Genomic DNA, 16007 nt, shown 5'->3' with positions numbered 1-16007 from the left:
TCCCCTAAAATAATGAGCCATGATCCCGCCATTAAAACTGCATATTTGTACGCAATTTTGACCAATCATTGATTTTTTTTCGGTTTAGATTTATTTTGTTTAAAATACGATGAAGCTAAACCAATAACAATGAACACAAAGATCTCTCTACTCCTTCTTAGCACAGTCATTGCATGTACTGGCTGCCAAACTGCAAAAAAAGTATCTTCTGGTGTTTCTAAAACCACTGAAAAAGTCAAAAATATGGTGGGCTTAGGCGAAACCAAAGTTCCAGAAGTTGATCAACAAGGCGTGGTTGATGTCAGTAAAGCCACCCTTGAAAAACTAGAACAAATGAAGATCAATATGCCCACTGGACAATGGGTCTATATTGAAAATGATCTTCAAGGTATTTACACCTTACAAAACAAATCCAGTGATGGAAACGTCCTATATTTGCGTTTGAATTGTAAGATTCCTTCGCAGAAGTCTGGTTTTACAATTGAAGATAAAGATGGCAAAGAGCTGCTTAAAGCACATGATGCGCAAACGGGTCAAGTTCAATTCTTAATCGACAATAACAACTATGGCAATCCATTTGACTTAGTCAATGCGAAAAAAATGCCGACATTTAAAACGGCACTGAGCAAAGCCAAAGTGATTAAAATCTTTAACAATTCCAAACTTTATACCTTTACAAATGGCCATGCTGAATTGCTTAGCAAGCCTGTCACATGTAAAGAGTAGATCCATTATTTAGGCATATCCACAAATACGGCGGTTAAACGTCGTACTAAGGGTAAAACAATCAGAACCACAGGATATGCCACAGCCCATGATACCATCCATGCAGCAAGCCATTTGACCCAAAATCCGTTAATCAAACCCACATTGATCAACATATTAATCAATGACACCATGCCACTCATTAAACAAGATAAGAACAACGGCATAATCCATGCTGCAAATTTTGCAGGGAGTTTTGGGATATTGCCAATAATTGTGGGAGGAGTATTTGACATATATCGCTCTAAATTTACCAACAGGACACATTTTATTCTTTTAATGGACCTGAAACAATTAATCCTTCCACATAACATCGGCCACATTTTGCCATTTGATTTGATTGGGCAAATTTAAAGGCTGATCATAGAGCTCAGATATCACATTGATTGCATCATCGAGTGAAATAATTGAATTTAAAGGGAGCCATGTGTCATCACCAACATCAAATAACGTTAAGTTCAGATCTTCATTGCAAGACAACCACGACTCACCTTGTTGGACAGTAGGGATATTTTTATCGTAACGCAAAATCAAGTGAGTCGTATCTACCCACCAAAACAATAAAATGATCTGACCTTGTTTTGGCATATCTAGCGCAAGATAACCTGAATTTGAATATTCCAAGTCTGTGGCCTGAATCTTCGCAAACAACTGTATAACTTGTTCTTTTTCTAAAATCTCATGATCGATTTGATCTAAAAAACTCACAAACATATTTTTTATCCTGTGATTAAAGCAGTGTAATCCGTCAAGTCCATTTGAAATCTAAATGCCAATACACAGTGAAATTGAGCATACCGACATTTTTCTTATCGAATAAGTTTTATTCTATACAAATGCATTCACCTAAAAGGCGCAAAATTTGCTATATTTAGCGTTTTTCTGCGACATTTATTTCTCTATAGATTATGAATACGGCCATACAAGCAGCTCTTGATCATGCAGTGCAATCCCTACAAGCTGAAGGGACTCTTCCATCTGACTGGAAAAACACGAGTGTTTTAACGCGAACTAAAGACCGAAGCCACGGTGATTTCGCATCAAACATTGCCATGATGGGCGCTAAAGTTGCTGGTATGAAACCACGTGATCTTGCAGAGAAAATTTTGGCAAATTTACCTGAAGTGGTTGATATTGCCAAAGCTGAAATTGCGGGTCCTGGTTTTATCAACTTCTTTTTAAATGCCGATCAACGCTTTACTGTGTTGGATCAGATCCAAGCACAAAAAGAACAATTTGGTAAAACCCAAGCAAATGCAGCCAAGAAAATTCAGGTTGAATTCGTTTCTGCAAACCCAACCTCTAGCCTGCATGTAGGTCATGGTCGTGGTGCCGCATATGGTATGACTGTTGCAAACTTACTTGAAGCAACAGGTGCCAAAGTTGAACGTGAATATTATGTCAATGATGCTGGCCGTCAAATGGACATCCTCGCCACATCAACTTATTTACGTTATTTAGAATTAAGCGGCCAAACTTTAGTTTTCCCTAAAAATGCTTATCAAGGTGATTACGTTAAGGAAATCGCCCAAGGTATCATCGACAAACATGCTGATGCTTATGTACGTAGTGTGGCTGATGTTTACAAAGATGTTCCAGAAGATGTGCAATATGCTGAAGAGCTTGATGCCGATGGCAATAAAGTGGTTATTTCAGGCGATAAAGAAAAGCACATTGATGGCTTAATTCACAACTCACAAGCTTTAGTGGGTGAAGGTTATCGTGTATTCCATCAAGCAGCTTTACATGCCATTTTAGATGACATTAAAGATGACCTTGGTGAGTTTGGCGTAACGTTTAATCACTGGTTTAGTGAAGCATCTTTGGCTGAAAAAATTGATGAAGCCTTACAAACATTAGACCAACGTGGTTTTCTTTATGAAAAAGATGGCAACATTTGGTTTAAATCAACTGAATTTGGCGATGAAAAAGACCGTGTAGTCAAACGTCGTAATGGACAAACCACGTACTTTGCCTCTGACATTGCCTATCATTTAAATAAATTACAACGTGGCTTTACTGACCTTGTTGATATTTGGGGTTCAGACCACCATGGCTATATTGCACGTGTTAAAGCTGCAATTGACGCGATGGGCTATGACTCATCTAAATTGACGGTACTTTTAGTGCAGTTCGTCAGCTTATGGCGTGGTGGTGAGATGGTCCAAATGTCATCTCGTTCAGGTCAATTCGTGACATTACGTGATCTTCGTAAAGAAGTCGGCAATGATGCAGCACGTTTTTATTATGTGATGCGTAAATCTGAACAGCACATTGATTTCGATTTAGATTTAGCGGTATCTCAAAGCAAAGACAATGCTGTGTATTATATTCAATATGCACATGCTCGTATTTGCCGTATGTTAGAAAAAGCAGCAACAACAAACATTCAATTTGATACTGAAAATGCACGTCAATTTGCTGCAAAATTAGAACTTGATGCTGAAACTGAAATTTTAGCGAAACTCGCGGCTTATCCTGAAGTCCTTATTCGCGCTGCAAATAATTATGAACCACATCAAGTTGGTAATTATTTGAAAGAACTTGCTGCTTTATTCCATGGTTGGTACAACGAAAATAAAGTATTGGGTGATGATGCGGAATTGACTCAAGCCCGTTTATTACTTTCAGCAAATATCAAACAAGTCTTACATAATGGTCTTGAATTATTGGGTGTATCTGCACCTGAAAGTATGTAAGTCAAGAATTGCTTTACATGTTCCCAAGACCAAGGTCTGGCTCAACGTAAGCATTGAAGTGTGTAATAAATCATTACTTTACATCGTGTTCAAGCAAAACTATGCTTGAACACGATCTAAGCAATACATAATAAGAGGGTTCCACGTGTTTGGAAAAACGCAACGCGGTGTTTCAGAAAGGCCAACCAAACCTAAACAACCATTGATTCCTAAATGGTTAGGGATGCTTGTCGTCATTTTAATCGTGTTAAGTTTTGGTGTCGCACTGATGCTCTGGAAACCGTGGGCGCCCGTCCAACCCAAAAACGAAATCACGTCTGAGCATTATCAAGAAGATACCAACAAAGACTATCGTTTTTATGATCTGTTACCACAACAACAGGTTACCCCTATTCCTGAACAAGCTGTTCCTGAAAGCAGAAATCAACAACAACCTGTAATTGTTGAAGCACCGTCTCAGTCTGAAAATGTGGATGTCGGTGTAAATGCTGAACGCACAACACCTGTTCAACCTGAATATATTCTTCAAGTTCGTAGTTATGATGATCCTGATGCTGCCGATGCACGTCGTGCTGAAATTATCTTAAATGGTTTATCTGCCGATGTGGTTCAAAGCACAGAAGCTGGAAAAACTTGGTATCGTGTGATTTCAGGCCCTTATGAATCACAAAATGCAGCAGTAATTGCCCAACAAACCTTACAACATAGCGGTATTGACTCTATTGTAGTTAAACGCTGAGCCAATTTTCAGGCATGGCCTGATCAATCAATCATAAAAACAGGATGCTTTGGCATCCTGTTTTATTCTTCAAAATCGTTTTTTAACCTTACTTAGATATGCGGACAAATTGAATACTTTTTACTCAAAAGAAATATAATTCGATAAAAATTTACCCAAATTGATCAAAATTAGAGTAATCTATTTTCCGCAATACATTACCCATGTCGTTGCCGAGATATCAAAAGTCACCAATACTTTTGATTTGCTGTCCTGTGATTGGCGTGACGATCAAATCCGAAGATTACAGGGCGCTCAGAAATTCACATGGGTAAAAGCCCACACCAATAGGCATTCAGCCAATTTCAAACAATAAAACAGTTCATCTAAACTTCACTGAAAATTCATTCGCCTAAGTATTTCAATTTGAGTACACTCCTATTGAGATCATGAGTTTTTAAATGCAATGAATAATAAAAAACATATTTTATGTGTAGAAGATGATGCTGCTATTCTTATGCCGTTACGTTACGCACTTGAACGAGAAGACTGGCAAGTGACTTGGGCCAACTCAGGTCTGCAAGCCATTGATTTTATTCAACATCAACCCTTTGATTTTATTATTTTAGATGTCGGATTACCTGATTTAAATGGTTTTGATGTCTGTAAAAAAATTCGTCTCTTTAATCACACACCCTTGCTATTTTTAACCGCACGAGATGACGAAATAGATCGTATTGTGGGCTTAGAAATTGGCGCAGATGACTACTGTACCAAGCCATTTAGTTCGCGTGAAATTGTGTCTCGGATTAAAGCCATTTGGCGCAGAATGGAGATACAGAATCAGTTACAGCACACCTCACAGCCAAATACACAGCTTTCTACAACGCCAGCTAAAGTTTGGCAATGCAATGATGAGGCTTTACAAATCCATTACTTAGGCACAATACTTCAGCTGACTCGCTATGAATATCGCTTACTTAAATTATTGATTCAACGCCCTGAACAGGTGTTTAGCCGTCAACAATTGATGGATCATGTATGGGAACACCCTGAACATAGTTTAGAAAGAACTGTCGATACCCATATCAAAAGTATTCGCAATAAACTCAAGCAGATCTCTCCTGAGCAAGACCCAATCGAAACCCATCGAGGTTTTGGCTATAGTTTAAAAAGGCAAGGCTAAACCATGTCCATTTTTATTCGTATTTGGTTCTTCTTTGGATTGATCATCTTGCTGGGTTTATGGTTTATGTCTTATACCTTCAATCAACAAGTAAAGCCCAATGTACGACAGGTCGTAGAAGATACTCTTGCGGAAAATGCTAATATTATCGCGATGTTAGTGGCTGAAGATGTCTATGAAAATAAAGTCAGTACCGTTCAGTTTGATGAAAAAATTCAAAAAGCACTGAATCGAAAACTCAATGCCACGATCTGGAAACATAATAAAAATGAGATCAATCAACAAATCTATATTACCGACAACAAAGGTATCGTCATTTATGACTCACAAGGTATCGCCACAGGACAAGATTACTCACGATGGAATGATGTTTACCTAACCTTAAAGGGAAAATACGGGGTTCGCTCTACACGCAGTTATGAAAAGGACAGCAATAGCAGCACCATGTTTATTGCAGCGCCAATCTATTATCAAGTTGGTCAACAACAGCAATTGATTGGCGTTGTCAGCATTGGAAAGCCCAATATTTCAGTACAGCCTTATATTCAGCGCGCTGAAAATCAGCTGATCCGACAAGCCGCTTGGATTACATTACTCAGTCTGTTTCTTGCCAGTTTGGTGGCCTATTGGCTAAAACACAGTATTGACCGTGTGCGTAAATACGCGCAGGCACTTGCCCCTGTCAATCAAACGCCCTATTTTCGTTCAGCAAAAGAACTCAATCAAGTTGCTCAAGCCGTTGAAAATATGCGAGAAAAACTCGAAGATCGTGCTTATGTAGAACACTATGTCAATACACTGACCCATGAACTCAAAAGCCCACTTACCGCAATTCAAGCCAGCGCAGAACTACTCAAAGAAGATTTACCATTAAATGATCAACAACAATTTGCCACGCATATTCATGAACAAAGCCAGCGCTTACGTAGCCTGATTGATCGGATGCTCTTATTGACCCGTCTGGAAAAATCTAAACATCAAATTGAAATGCAAAATTTCAATTTATCTGAACTGATTCAACACACTTTAGACCAGCATGCCAGTCAAATTCAGGCCAAAAAAATCCAGTGTTTACTGGATATTGAAGCCAATTGTATGGTTGGTGCAGATCGATTTTGGATTCAACAAACCCTTGCCAATATTTTAGATAATGCGCTGGACTTTTCTGCAGATTCAGCAAAAATCCTGATTCGGCTTCATCGTCAAACACACCAACAGGTAGAATTACAGGTTTTTAATGAGGGCGAATGGATTCCAGATTATGCACTTACGCAAGTGTTTGATACTTATTTTTCCTTGCCTCGTCCGATTAGCCAGCAACGCAGTTCTGGTATTGGACTGAGCATTGTTAAACAGGTCATTGAACAACACCATGGACAGATTCACATTGGCAATATTCAAGGAAATGAAATCACCATCTTACAACCCCACCAAAAAGGTGTATTGGTAAAAATTCAATTGCCTTAGCACGGCCAAACTTCACTTAAAATTCATATAAAAAACCGATACACCTCAAACAAAGCACATTGCTGTTTCGCACACTCAACACTGACAAAAAACAACGGCGAAGGAAAACAGCGATGCGCTCCAACTTTATTACATTCAAAATTATTGCAATCGCAATTTTAGTTGCCTTATTTTGGATAGGCTTACTCTTTATTACCAGTCTGGTCTCAGAACGACAAGATTATCAACGGGCATTTCTGAAAGAAATTGCACAAAACAATATTAGTCCTCAAACCGTGATTTCACCGTATATCCGTGTGCCCTACAATGAGCAAAAAAACTGCCTCGATGAAAAAAAGGTGGCCTATTTGTGTACTGAGGAACAATGGCTATATATCAGTGCTGACAGCACACAATGGTCATCCAACTTTAATGTTTCGGACAACACTTATAAACGTACCATCTATCGAGCAATTAGCTATACCGCCAATCTCATGGCCAAAGGCGTATTCCAAAAACCAACACTTGAAAAGAAAGATTACCAATGGGACCGAGCTGAAATTATCTTCCCTGTACATGATCCTCGTGGCTTAGATACACAACCGAGCTTAAACATGCTCAATAAAACTTATGCCTTTGAAATGAGTGCTCAAGGGAGTAACAGTTCTGGTTTTGATTTTATGTATATTTCTGCAAAAAAATATCCTGAATTAATCAATGCCATTCAAAATGGTTTTACTTTTGATTTAACCGCCAATATTACGGGTCTGGGGAAATTCACCCTGATCCCAACCAGTCGTAGCGTCACTTATCAGGCCAAAGGCAATTGGGCGGATACCAAATATTCAGGACAAAACTTACCTTTTGCAAAAACCAGTACACCACAACAATTCACCGCACAATGGAAAAATATTGCTCTAGGTCATCAAAACATCAGTAAATTGATTGATTGCGACAACAATGAGTGTATTCGCCAGTTTAGTAATGGCTATTTTACCCAAGAGCCAGCTTATATGGGTGAACCTAGTCAAAGTATTGGTTTATCAACAGAATTCCTAGAATCAGTCAATGTCTATACACAAACAGATCGTGCGATTAAATACGGTATCGTGATTATCATCATCACCTTTGCTTGTTTCTTTCTCTTTGAAGTGCTTAAAAGCTTACGGATTCACCCCATTCAATATTCTTTGGTGGCGATGGCTCAAGTGGTGTTCTTTGTTTTACTGCTTTCGATCAGTGAATACTATGCCTTTGCATGGGCTTATTTCGTTGCTGGAATTGCCTGTGTCGGGCTCATGAGCTGGTACTTATACTATGTGATGAAAGGTTTTAAAGCCGCTGGCCTATTTAGCATCATCCTGAGTTCACTTTATGCCGTGATGTATATGCTGTTGCAATCTTCAGGCAAAACCTTCCTAATTGGCTCTATCATTTCATTTGTTTTACTTGCTGTGGTGATGTTTATTACACGGCATATCGACTGGTATCAAATCAACAATAAGCCTGAACAAAAACTCAAATCCTATACACCTCCGCAAGCTTGATAACGGCACAGTGAATAGCTCAAAGCGATTCACTGGCTTTAAAATAGATTCTAAATGATAGGTATTTCAATGAATATTTCCATACTACAGGAGCAACAAAACTTTAAGCAGTTGCAACAACTTTGTCCTCTGCAATGTTCAATTGCATTTTGTTTAAATCAGTTACGTGGTGCGCAAATTCAATTTTTAAATTTAGGCAATTTCATTATTTGCCCAGAATATAACTGTTTGATTATTTTTAAGTATAAAATTCTCATTCGTATAGATAGATTCACCAACAAGCAACAAAGTTGATTTGCAGATTGTAAATCATGACGTAAAATTTAAAACATAAACAAACTTTGAGAATGATCATGACTGTACAACGTTTGCACGTAGAAAAACGCTTTTCTGAAATCGCAATTTCGGGAAATTTAGTTCACTTGGCGGGTCAATTGGCTACGGATTTAAGTTTGGATATCAAAGGGCAAACTCAACAAACCTTAGATATCATTGATCGTTTTCTTGCAGATGCGGGCACAGATAAAAAGCATATTATGTCTGTGATGATTTTTTTAAAAGATATTGAAAATGATTATGCAGGAATGAACGAAATCTGGGATACATGGTGTTCAGATATGCAAGCTCTGCCGAGAACTTGTGTAGAAGCAAAGCTTTATCGACCTGATGTTTTAGTTGAAATGACGGTTGTTGCGGTCAAACCAGAATAAACTCGTTATTTAATTTTTGGAAAGCGTAAAAAATGCATGTTTAAACATGCATTTTTTTGATTAGCTATATGCGCGATTTGAGTACAGATCAAACTTCCCCAGTACATGTTCCTCCAACATTTGCGAATGGTTCATTTCTGAAAATTCTGTTAAAAAATCTTCTCGCAAATCCTGATATTCTGGAATTCCCATATAACGAATCACGCGATAACCTGCCGACTGTAACAAAGCATCTTCATAGGTATTTTGATTCGAACGCTTAATCGCATTGGTATCATCTAAAGCAATCACAGCTAAAACTTTATAATCTTTGTCCAGCACAACAAAATTTGCAAACATTTGCTGATACTTACGACGTGTATGTAAATATTTTGTCGTTAACAAGGCATCAAAAGATACATGAGCCAAGATATTGGCTTCAGGTAAAATTTCTTTTAAACGCGTAAACGTAATTTGTTCATGTGAGTTAAATACTGCTCTTCTTCGTAAAGCACTATCTGCTTGTTGCTTATTTTTCAATCCTTTATAAGCAGCACCAATCACGACAGCAAGTAATATCAGACTCGCAACGATTATCATGTCCATTTTTCATTTCCTAATTCTTTATTATAATTTGGTCTACGACCAGTTCTTGTGTATCAAAGATACTATTTTTAATCAGTTCAATTTTGTAATATGCCAGACGCATTCTCATATTTGCTTTTTCAAAATAATCAAATAAATCACATTTTTAACTTATTTATTGAACTATTATTTGTTTTATTCACTTGGTATTTCAACCAAATGAATTGAATTGCACCTCATATATAGCGTGTATTGAATGCGAATACAACTGAATTTAATGAATCTTGCGTACTATTGTAGGACAAGGATATTCGAGAATTGTGTGTTTTTAGTACACTAAAGTTTTCAACAGTTTACAGAGAGTTATCCACAGTTGCGTATTTTTATTATTCAATTGCTGATTTAAGAAAGGATGCTTAGGCATCCTCTCTTATTACTATTTCAAACAGCACTTAAGCTCTACTTCTTGACTTAGACTTTGTTTTGCTATTTCCAGCAAATGGTTTTTTATCACCCGTTTCACGCGGCGGTAAACCTGTATGTTGCGTCAATATTTGACCACGTTCAGGGCGCTTTTTGGTATTGGAAGGACGCGATTGCGTTTTCGCCTGTGAGTTACGGCTATCCCCAGTACGCTTTTGCGAATCACCGTCTACAGTCGAGTTTTTCTTACGCGCAGATTGGTATTGTCCTTCTGTTCCTTGCGGTTGATAAGTTGGAATTAGATGATGCTTAGAATTACCAATCAAATCTACCCGGCCCATTTCACGTAATGCATCACGTAGTAATGGCCAGTTGTTTGGATCATGGTAACGTAAGAAGGCTTTGTGTAAACGACGACGCTTTTCACCTTTGACAATATCCACACTTTCGGTATAACGAGCCACTTTGGCCAACGGGTTTTTCCCCGTGTGATACATCGTGGTCGCTGTCGCCATTGGTGATGGATAAAAGGTTTGCACCTGATCGGCACGGAAGCCATTTTTCTTAAGCCAGATCGCAAGATTCATCATGTCATAATCCGTTGTTCCCGGATGCGCAGCGATAAAGTACGGGATTAAATACTGTTCTTTACCCGCTTCCTTACTAAAACGATCAAACATCTGTTTAAAGCGATCATAGGTTCCGATTCCCGGTTTCATCATCTTCGACAATGGACCTTTCTCGGTATGCTCTGGAGCAATTTTTAAATAACCGCCAACATGGTGTTGAACCAGTTCTTTGACATATTCAGGGTTCAATACCGCAAGGTCATAACGTAAGCCTGAACCAATCAGAATCTTTTTGATGCCTTTTAATGAACGTGCTTTGCGATAAAGTTGAGTAAGTGGCGCATGGTCAGTATGTAAATTTTGACATACACCTGGATACACACAAGAAGGTTTACGACAGTTCTTTTCAATCTCAGGATCTTTACACTGCAAGCGATACATGTTTGCAGTTGGGCCACCTAAATCTGAAATGATGCCTGTAAAACCTGGGGCTGTATCACGAATTTTTTCAACTTCACGTAAAATTGATTCTTCTGAACGGTTTTGAATAATACGACCTTCATGTTCGGTAATCGAACAGAATGTACAACCACCAAAACAACCACGCATGATATTTACAGAGAATTTGATCATATCAAATGCAGGGAAACGCGCTTCACCATAAGCTGGATGTGGTAAACGCGCATAAGGCAAGTCAAACACATAATCCATTTCTTCGGTGGTCAATGGAATCGGTGGTGCATTTAACCATACATCACGTTCACCATGCTTTTGTACCAATGCACGAGCATTCCCCGGATTGGTTTCAAGATGCAAGATGCGGTTGGTATGTGCATAAAGTACAGGATCCGTTGCCACTTCTTCAAAAGCAGGCAAACGAATCACAGCCAATTCACGCGGCGGTAATTTATGTTTAATTGCTTTAGATGTCGGCAATAAACGTACAATCTGGGTATTCTCATCCAGTTGATCACCTTCACGAACAACAGGATTTGCCACCAATTCTTTTTGGAAATTTTGATATTGGGTTAAAGAATTTCCTTTGCCTTGTTCAATTTCACAACCATCTAAATCTTCAGTCATTACATATGGATTGATGATTGGGTCAACACGACCAATCGCATCAACATCATTCGATGCAATTTCAACAAACTTGGCTTTAGAAACACGATTAATTTTATTGACGATGAATGCCGTACCACGAACATCGGTGATTTCATGAATTTTTTCGCCTTTGGCAAGACGATGCATAACTTCAACAACAGACCGTTCACCATTGCCATACATCAATAAATCCGCTTTGGAATCCATCAGCACTGAACGACGAACTTTGTCTGACCAGTAATCATAATGTGCAATACGGCGTAATGATGCTTCGATACCGCCCAATAATACGGGTACATCAGGAAATGCTTCACGGCAACGCTGACAATATACAGTTGCTGCACGGTCAGGACGTTTATTGGGTAGATTATCTGGTGAATATGCATCATCAGAACGGATTTTACGGTCAGCCGTATAGCGGTTGATCATAGAATCCATATTACCCGCGGTCACACCCCATGCAATATTCGGTTTGCCTAATACTTTAAATGCTTCGGCAGAAGTCCAATCTGGTTGTGCAATAATCCCGACACGAAAACCCTGTGCTTCAAGCGTTCGGCCAATAATTCCTGAACAGAACGATGGATGATCGATATAAGCGTCACCACATACCAGAATAAAGTCACAACTATCCCAACCGAGTTGATCCATCTCCTCACGTGACATTGGCAAAAATGGTGCTGGTTCAAAGCACGATGCCCAATATTTGTCATAATCAAACAACGCAGTAGGCGCTGTCTGAGCAGTATAAGCGGTCGACATGGTGAGTTTCTCGATTGGCAGTTGGCGATCGGGAGAGATCTAAAATGAAAGTTGATCATTTTACCATGAATTTTACTCATGTTGTTTGATTAAAAAGTAAACATTTCTTCTTATCTTCTATTTAGTCTGTTATTGATAGCTTTTTAAGATGTTAAAGGTATTCGTCATACGTTATAAAAGGAAAATTGACCTATCATGATGGATTGTTTAAAAGCGCAGAGAAATTGAATAGAAAAACTTATTTAACGCTATTTAGATGCAGCCGCTCATACTTTTGCCTGATCTTTATGCTGCGTTTGATTGAGTTTTAAAGCCACCAAGAGCCCGATACAAAGTACACAGGTCATCGTAACCGTTAGGCCAAACCATCCATATTTTTCCCAGACTAAACCACTACTGCTGCCCAAGAAACTTGAACCAAGATAATAACAAAATAGATAAAGCGAAGAGCCGACAGCGCGATACTGTAAGGATTGTACTGATACCCAACTGCTTGATGTGGAATGTGCGGCAAAAAATGAGAAAGTAAAAATCAATAGGCCAATCAAGATCACCCATAATGATGGAATCAGCATCATCCATAAACCCAAAATCATGCTTGAGAACATCACAATCAGCACTTTACCTCGTCCAAATTGACGACTCCAACTGGCTGCACGAGGTGAACTATAAATGCCAGATAAATAGGCAATCGAAATTAAACCAATCCATGTTTGTGACAATTCAAAAGGTTTTTCTAACAGATGATAACTCATGTAATTAAACACGGTCACAAAGCATCCCATCAGAATAAAACCTTCGACAAACAATAATCTGAGCTTTGGGTCAGAAAGATTTTTCTTAAAGGATTCGATAAAACGTGTGAATTGAATAGGATAAGATTTAAAGTGTTTAGAGGCAGGTAAGGCTATGTAAAATGTAATCGCGATCAATAAATTAAGTAGACCAATAATCATCGTCGCAGTTTGCCAAGAGATATAATCCAGCAATACCCCTGCAATCAAACGCCCGCCCATTCCCCCTATTGCTGTCCCTGAAATATACAGTCCCATGGCAAAGCCAACATCTTTTTGTGCAATTTCTTCACCGATATAGGTCATTGCGACAGAAGCAACACCACTGACAGCCAAGCCAATCATCATGCGTGTTGCAAGAAATATTTCCCAATACGGTAAAAACGAACTCAGCAATAACAAGCTTGCTGTGGAGAATAAAGAAATGGCCATGATCTGCTTACGACCATAACGATCTGAAATCAGTCCTGCAAAAAGAAGCCCTAAGGCTAAGGCAATGGTGGAAAATGAAAGCGGGAAACTACTATGGGTTGGCGTAACATGAAAAAAACTTGCCAAAAATGGCATCATCGGCTGAACACAGTACAACGATGAAAATACAGCAAAGCCAGCTAAAAACAATGAAAGTAAAATTGCGATAAAAGGCCGAGTGCCATACTCAATATAAGCTGTAGATTCAGGTGCTTCAGACATAATTATTCCTCATGTCCGTTCAGTATACGCCTATTTTTAACTCTTGATAAAAGCTAAAGTATTATTGCGGACTATGCCTTGATCATTCAAGTCAGATATGAATTTTAAATATTTGATTTAGAATAAAATTACATGAGGAAATGCAGAAATCAGAAAATAAAAAAGAGCGTATTTTTTAATACACTCTTCTCGTAATTTTTCAATATATTGAGGTTAAATTTAACCAGCAAAAATCTTAAACTTTTCGTTCTTCAATATTGAGTGCATTGATTGCGAGTACCGCTTGAGTACGGTTCTGTACACCTAATTTACGGAAAATTGCTGTCACATGCGCTTTAATGGTCGCTTCCGAAACATCAAGTTCATAAGCAATTTGCTTATTCAATAAACCTTCTGCAACCATCATCAATACACGGAACTGTTGAGGTGTTAACGATTGAATACGTTCAGCTAAAGCGGTTTCATCTGCGGCACGCGGATCAAAATTCATATTCGCTGCGGGTAAGTTTGGCGGTAACCAAATATCACCATCCAGCACTTGGCGAATTGCTTCCCCAATATGGCTTGGATGTGCAGATTTAGGAATATAGCCCATTGCGCCATGTGCAATTGCACGTTGAATAATGGACGCATCTTCATGAGCAGAAACCACAATAATAGGAAGTGCAGGATACTGTGCACGAACATGTACCAATGCAGAGAAACCCGATGCGCCTGGCAGATTTAAATCCAACAAGACGAGATCTGGTTCTGGACCATTTTCCAAACGCTCATAAAATTCATTAACAGCCGCAGTTTCACTAATTTGAGCCTGTGGCAAACTATAACGAACCGCCTGAATTAACGCATGGCGAAACAGTGGATGATCATCAACGATTAAAATATTCATAAGCGAAGCGAGAGATCTCTAGCGCAGTTATTTCATTCTAACCGCACTATTGCTATTTAGGATACGTAAATATTAACGAATTTTTGAATAATTTGTCGGCTTTAATTAAAATTCCCTACAATCTTTAGGTCATTTATCGAAATTAAGATTTGAATATCACTTTTAAATATAAAATAAACAGTTAAAAATGAATTACTTATTCATTTTAAGAATATTATTTAACTTCAAATACTTAAAAGACAAAATCGTGCATTATTCCATGTCTTTCCGGTTTATCTTAAAAACAGATAACCAATCTGTTTTTCATTATTTTACAGCGCTTCGTCAAATATAGATTAATGAATGGCATTCCGAGATTCAATTTATTAGGTTGCCAACATGTCTATTTATACTCAACAAAAACCATTAAATATTGTTGCTGTTTCAGGGGGATTAAATAACCCTTCAAAAACCGAAAGTTTAGTTCAAGCGATTTTAGATGAGCTGGGTCAGGCAACACCGATTCATGTTCATTTTATTAAATTCAGTGAAATAGGCCATTTGTTAGGGGGCGCAATTTATCGCAACCAACTGCCACAACGTGTTCAAGATGACTTAGCTGCCGTAGAAGCAGCAGATGCGCTCATCGTGGGAACACCTGTTTATCGTGCATCATTTACTGGTTTATTTAAACATTTCTTTGATTTTGTTGAACAAACAGCGCTAGTCGATGTTCCTGTATTGCTTGCTGCATCGGGTGGTAGTGACCGTCATGCTTTAGTTCTAGAACATCAGTTACGTCCATTATTTAGCTTCTTTCAAGCGCAAACGCTGCCTATTGGTGTCTATGCAACAGATCGTGACTTTACGCCTGAGTACACCATTAAAAGTGAACACATCCAAGACCGTATCACTTTAGCTGTCGCACGTGCATTGCCAATTTTAGAATGGGCGCCTGCAAAAGGTCAGCGAGCAGAAGTGGTGAAAGCCAAAACAGAACAAGCCAATCAAAATTTAGGCATCAACAAACAGATTGAGCAAGATGATGTGCTTCCTTCCGCGGCGATACCAGACTTGGATGCGGCAGAGTCTCGTCTACATGCAAAATCCAAAACACCACAATCACAGGTTGCTTAAGCGCAACCTTGTTATGAATAAA

Annotated in this window: 15 protein-coding genes; 9 read left to right on the top strand and 6 right to left on the bottom strand. The window is 38.6% G+C overall.

Going from position 1 to position 16007, the window contains the following annotated elements; genetic code table 11:
• Nucleotides 1-129 precede the first annotated feature (129 nt).
• Nucleotides 130-726 (top strand): hypothetical protein, encoded by a 597-nt coding sequence (locus tag L3V46_RS00665; protein WP_034614927.1) that lies wholly within the window; start codon nucleotides 130-132, stop codon nucleotides 724-726.
• 5 nt (nucleotides 727-731) lie between these two features.
• Here the strand turns inward: L3V46_RS00665 and L3V46_RS00660 are convergent, their stop codons facing one another.
• A complete protein-coding gene (locus tag L3V46_RS00660; protein WP_004723447.1) occupies nucleotides 732-1001 on the bottom strand; it encodes a DUF2798 domain-containing protein in 270 nt (89 codons plus the stop codon).
• 58 nt (nucleotides 1002-1059) lie between these two features.
• Nucleotides 1060-1479 (bottom strand): hypothetical protein, encoded by a 420-nt coding sequence (locus L3V46_RS00655; protein WP_034614930.1) that lies wholly within the window; start codon nucleotides 1477-1479, stop codon nucleotides 1060-1062.
• A gap of 194 nt (nucleotides 1480-1673) precedes the next feature.
• On the opposite strand from L3V46_RS00655, the gene argS reads away from it, so the two are divergent.
• From argS to L3V46_RS00620, 7 genes are all read left to right on the top strand, one after another.
• Nucleotides 1674-3464 (top strand): arginine--tRNA ligase, encoded by a 1791-nt coding sequence (gene argS / locus L3V46_RS00650; RefSeq protein ID WP_004823680.1) that lies wholly within the window; start codon nucleotides 1674-1676, stop codon nucleotides 3462-3464.
• A gap of 145 nt (nucleotides 3465-3609) precedes the next feature.
• Nucleotides 3610-4203 (top strand): SPOR domain-containing protein, encoded by a 594-nt coding sequence (locus L3V46_RS00645; RefSeq protein ID WP_004723450.1) that lies wholly within the window; start codon nucleotides 3610-3612, stop codon nucleotides 4201-4203.
• Between the two features lie 445 nt (nucleotides 4204-4648).
• Nucleotides 4649-5368 (top strand): two-component system response regulator CreB, encoded by a 720-nt coding sequence (creB, locus tag L3V46_RS00640; protein WP_239044700.1) that lies wholly within the window; start codon nucleotides 4649-4651, stop codon nucleotides 5366-5368.
• Nucleotides 5369-5371: 3 nt separating this feature from the next.
• Nucleotides 5372-6835 carry a two-component system sensor histidine kinase CreC gene (creC, locus tag L3V46_RS00635; protein WP_239044699.1) on the top strand — a complete coding sequence of 488 codons (1464 nt, stop codon included), beginning with the start codon at nucleotides 5372-5374 and terminating at the stop codon, nucleotides 6833-6835.
• A gap of 113 nt (nucleotides 6836-6948) precedes the next feature.
• Complete coding sequence (creD, locus tag L3V46_RS00630) at nucleotides 6949-8361, top strand: cell envelope integrity protein CreD (protein WP_034614938.1); 1413 nt, start codon at nucleotides 6949-6951, stop codon at nucleotides 8359-8361.
• Nucleotides 8362-8430: 69 nt separating this feature from the next.
• Nucleotides 8431-8655, top strand: coding sequence for a hypothetical protein (locus L3V46_RS00625; protein WP_004823676.1), 225 nt, complete (start codon nucleotides 8431-8433; stop codon nucleotides 8653-8655).
• Between the two features lie 59 nt (nucleotides 8656-8714).
• Entirely contained in the window at nucleotides 8715-9071 is a 357-nt protein-coding gene (locus L3V46_RS00620) for a RidA family protein (protein ID WP_004823675.1), read from the top strand.
• 60 nt (nucleotides 9072-9131) lie between these two features.
• Here the strand turns inward: L3V46_RS00620 and L3V46_RS00615 are convergent, their stop codons facing one another.
• From L3V46_RS00615 to L3V46_RS00600, 4 genes are all read right to left on the bottom strand, one after another.
• Entirely contained in the window at nucleotides 9132-9656 is a 525-nt protein-coding gene (locus L3V46_RS00615) for a DUF2726 domain-containing protein (protein WP_004823674.1), read from the bottom strand.
• A gap of 431 nt (nucleotides 9657-10087) precedes the next feature.
• Nucleotides 10088-12493 carry a YgiQ family radical SAM protein gene (locus L3V46_RS00610; protein WP_239044698.1) on the bottom strand — a complete coding sequence of 802 codons (2406 nt, stop codon included), beginning with the start codon at nucleotides 12491-12493 and terminating at the stop codon, nucleotides 10088-10090.
• 266 nt (nucleotides 12494-12759) lie between these two features.
• Entirely contained in the window at nucleotides 12760-13980 is a 1221-nt protein-coding gene (locus tag L3V46_RS00605) for an MFS transporter (RefSeq protein WP_239044697.1), read from the bottom strand.
• A 235-nt stretch (nucleotides 13981-14215) separates the two neighbouring features.
• Nucleotides 14216-14869, bottom strand: a complete 654-nt coding sequence (locus L3V46_RS00600; RefSeq protein WP_004823671.1) for a response regulator transcription factor — start codon at nucleotides 14867-14869, stop codon at nucleotides 14216-14218.
• Nucleotides 14870-15247: 378 nt separating this feature from the next.
• Here L3V46_RS00600 and msuE point away from each other — a divergent pair, with 378 nt between their 5' ends.
• Nucleotides 15248-15985: an FMN reductase gene (msuE, locus tag L3V46_RS00595; RefSeq protein WP_004723461.1), complete on the top strand. Its 738-nt coding sequence runs from the start codon at nucleotides 15248-15250 to the stop codon at nucleotides 15983-15985.
• Nucleotides 15986-16007: the final 22 nt, after the last annotated feature.

Source organism: Acinetobacter sp. AG3 (assembly GCF_022343575.1).
Lineage (GTDB): Bacteria > Pseudomonadota > Gammaproteobacteria > Pseudomonadales > Moraxellaceae > Acinetobacter > Acinetobacter guillouiae.
The sequence above is the reverse complement of the archived record's forward strand: the minus strand, read 5'-3'. Positions and strand labels throughout refer to the sequence as shown.

What these genes read in the sequence shown, in the direction of transcription:
- L3V46_RS00660 (WP_004723447.1), bottom strand. Translation starts at nt 1,001, where the DNA reads ATGTCAAATACTCCTCCCACAATTATTGGCAATATCCCAAAACTCCCT.
- L3V46_RS00605 (WP_239044697.1), bottom strand. Translation starts at nt 13,980, where the DNA reads ATGTCTGAAGCACCTGAATCTACAGCTTATATTGAGTATGGCACTCGG.
- msuE (WP_004723461.1), top strand. Translation starts at nt 15,248, where the DNA reads ATGTCTATTTATACTCAACAAAAACCATTAAATATTGTTGCTGTTTCA.
- L3V46_RS00615 (WP_004823674.1), bottom strand. Translation starts at nt 9,656, where the DNA reads ATGGACATGATAATCGTTGCGAGTCTGATATTACTTGCTGTCGTGATT.
- creC (WP_239044699.1), top strand. Translation starts at nt 5,372, where the DNA reads ATGTCCATTTTTATTCGTATTTGGTTCTTCTTTGGATTGATCATCTTG.
- L3V46_RS00655 (WP_034614930.1), bottom strand. Translation starts at nt 1,479, where the DNA reads ATGTTTGTGAGTTTTTTAGATCAAATCGATCATGAGATTTTAGAAAAA.
- creD (WP_034614938.1), top strand. Translation starts at nt 6,949, where the DNA reads ATGCGCTCCAACTTTATTACATTCAAAATTATTGCAATCGCAATTTTA.
- creB (WP_239044700.1), top strand. Translation starts at nt 4,649, where the DNA reads ATGAATAATAAAAAACATATTTTATGTGTAGAAGATGATGCTGCTATT.
- L3V46_RS00625 (WP_004823676.1), top strand. Translation starts at nt 8,431, where the DNA reads ATGAATATTTCCATACTACAGGAGCAACAAAACTTTAAGCAGTTGCAA.
- L3V46_RS00600 (WP_004823671.1), bottom strand. Translation starts at nt 14,869, where the DNA reads ATGAATATTTTAATCGTTGATGATCATCCACTGTTTCGCCATGCGTTA.
- L3V46_RS00620 (WP_004823675.1), top strand. Translation starts at nt 8,715, where the DNA reads ATGACTGTACAACGTTTGCACGTAGAAAAACGCTTTTCTGAAATCGCA.
- L3V46_RS00610 (WP_239044698.1), bottom strand. Translation starts at nt 12,493, where the DNA reads ATGTCGACCGCTTATACTGCTCAGACAGCGCCTACTGCGTTGTTTGAT.
- L3V46_RS00665 (WP_034614927.1), top strand. Translation starts at nt 130, where the DNA reads ATGAACACAAAGATCTCTCTACTCCTTCTTAGCACAGTCATTGCATGT.
- argS (WP_004823680.1), top strand. Translation starts at nt 1,674, where the DNA reads ATGAATACGGCCATACAAGCAGCTCTTGATCATGCAGTGCAATCCCTA.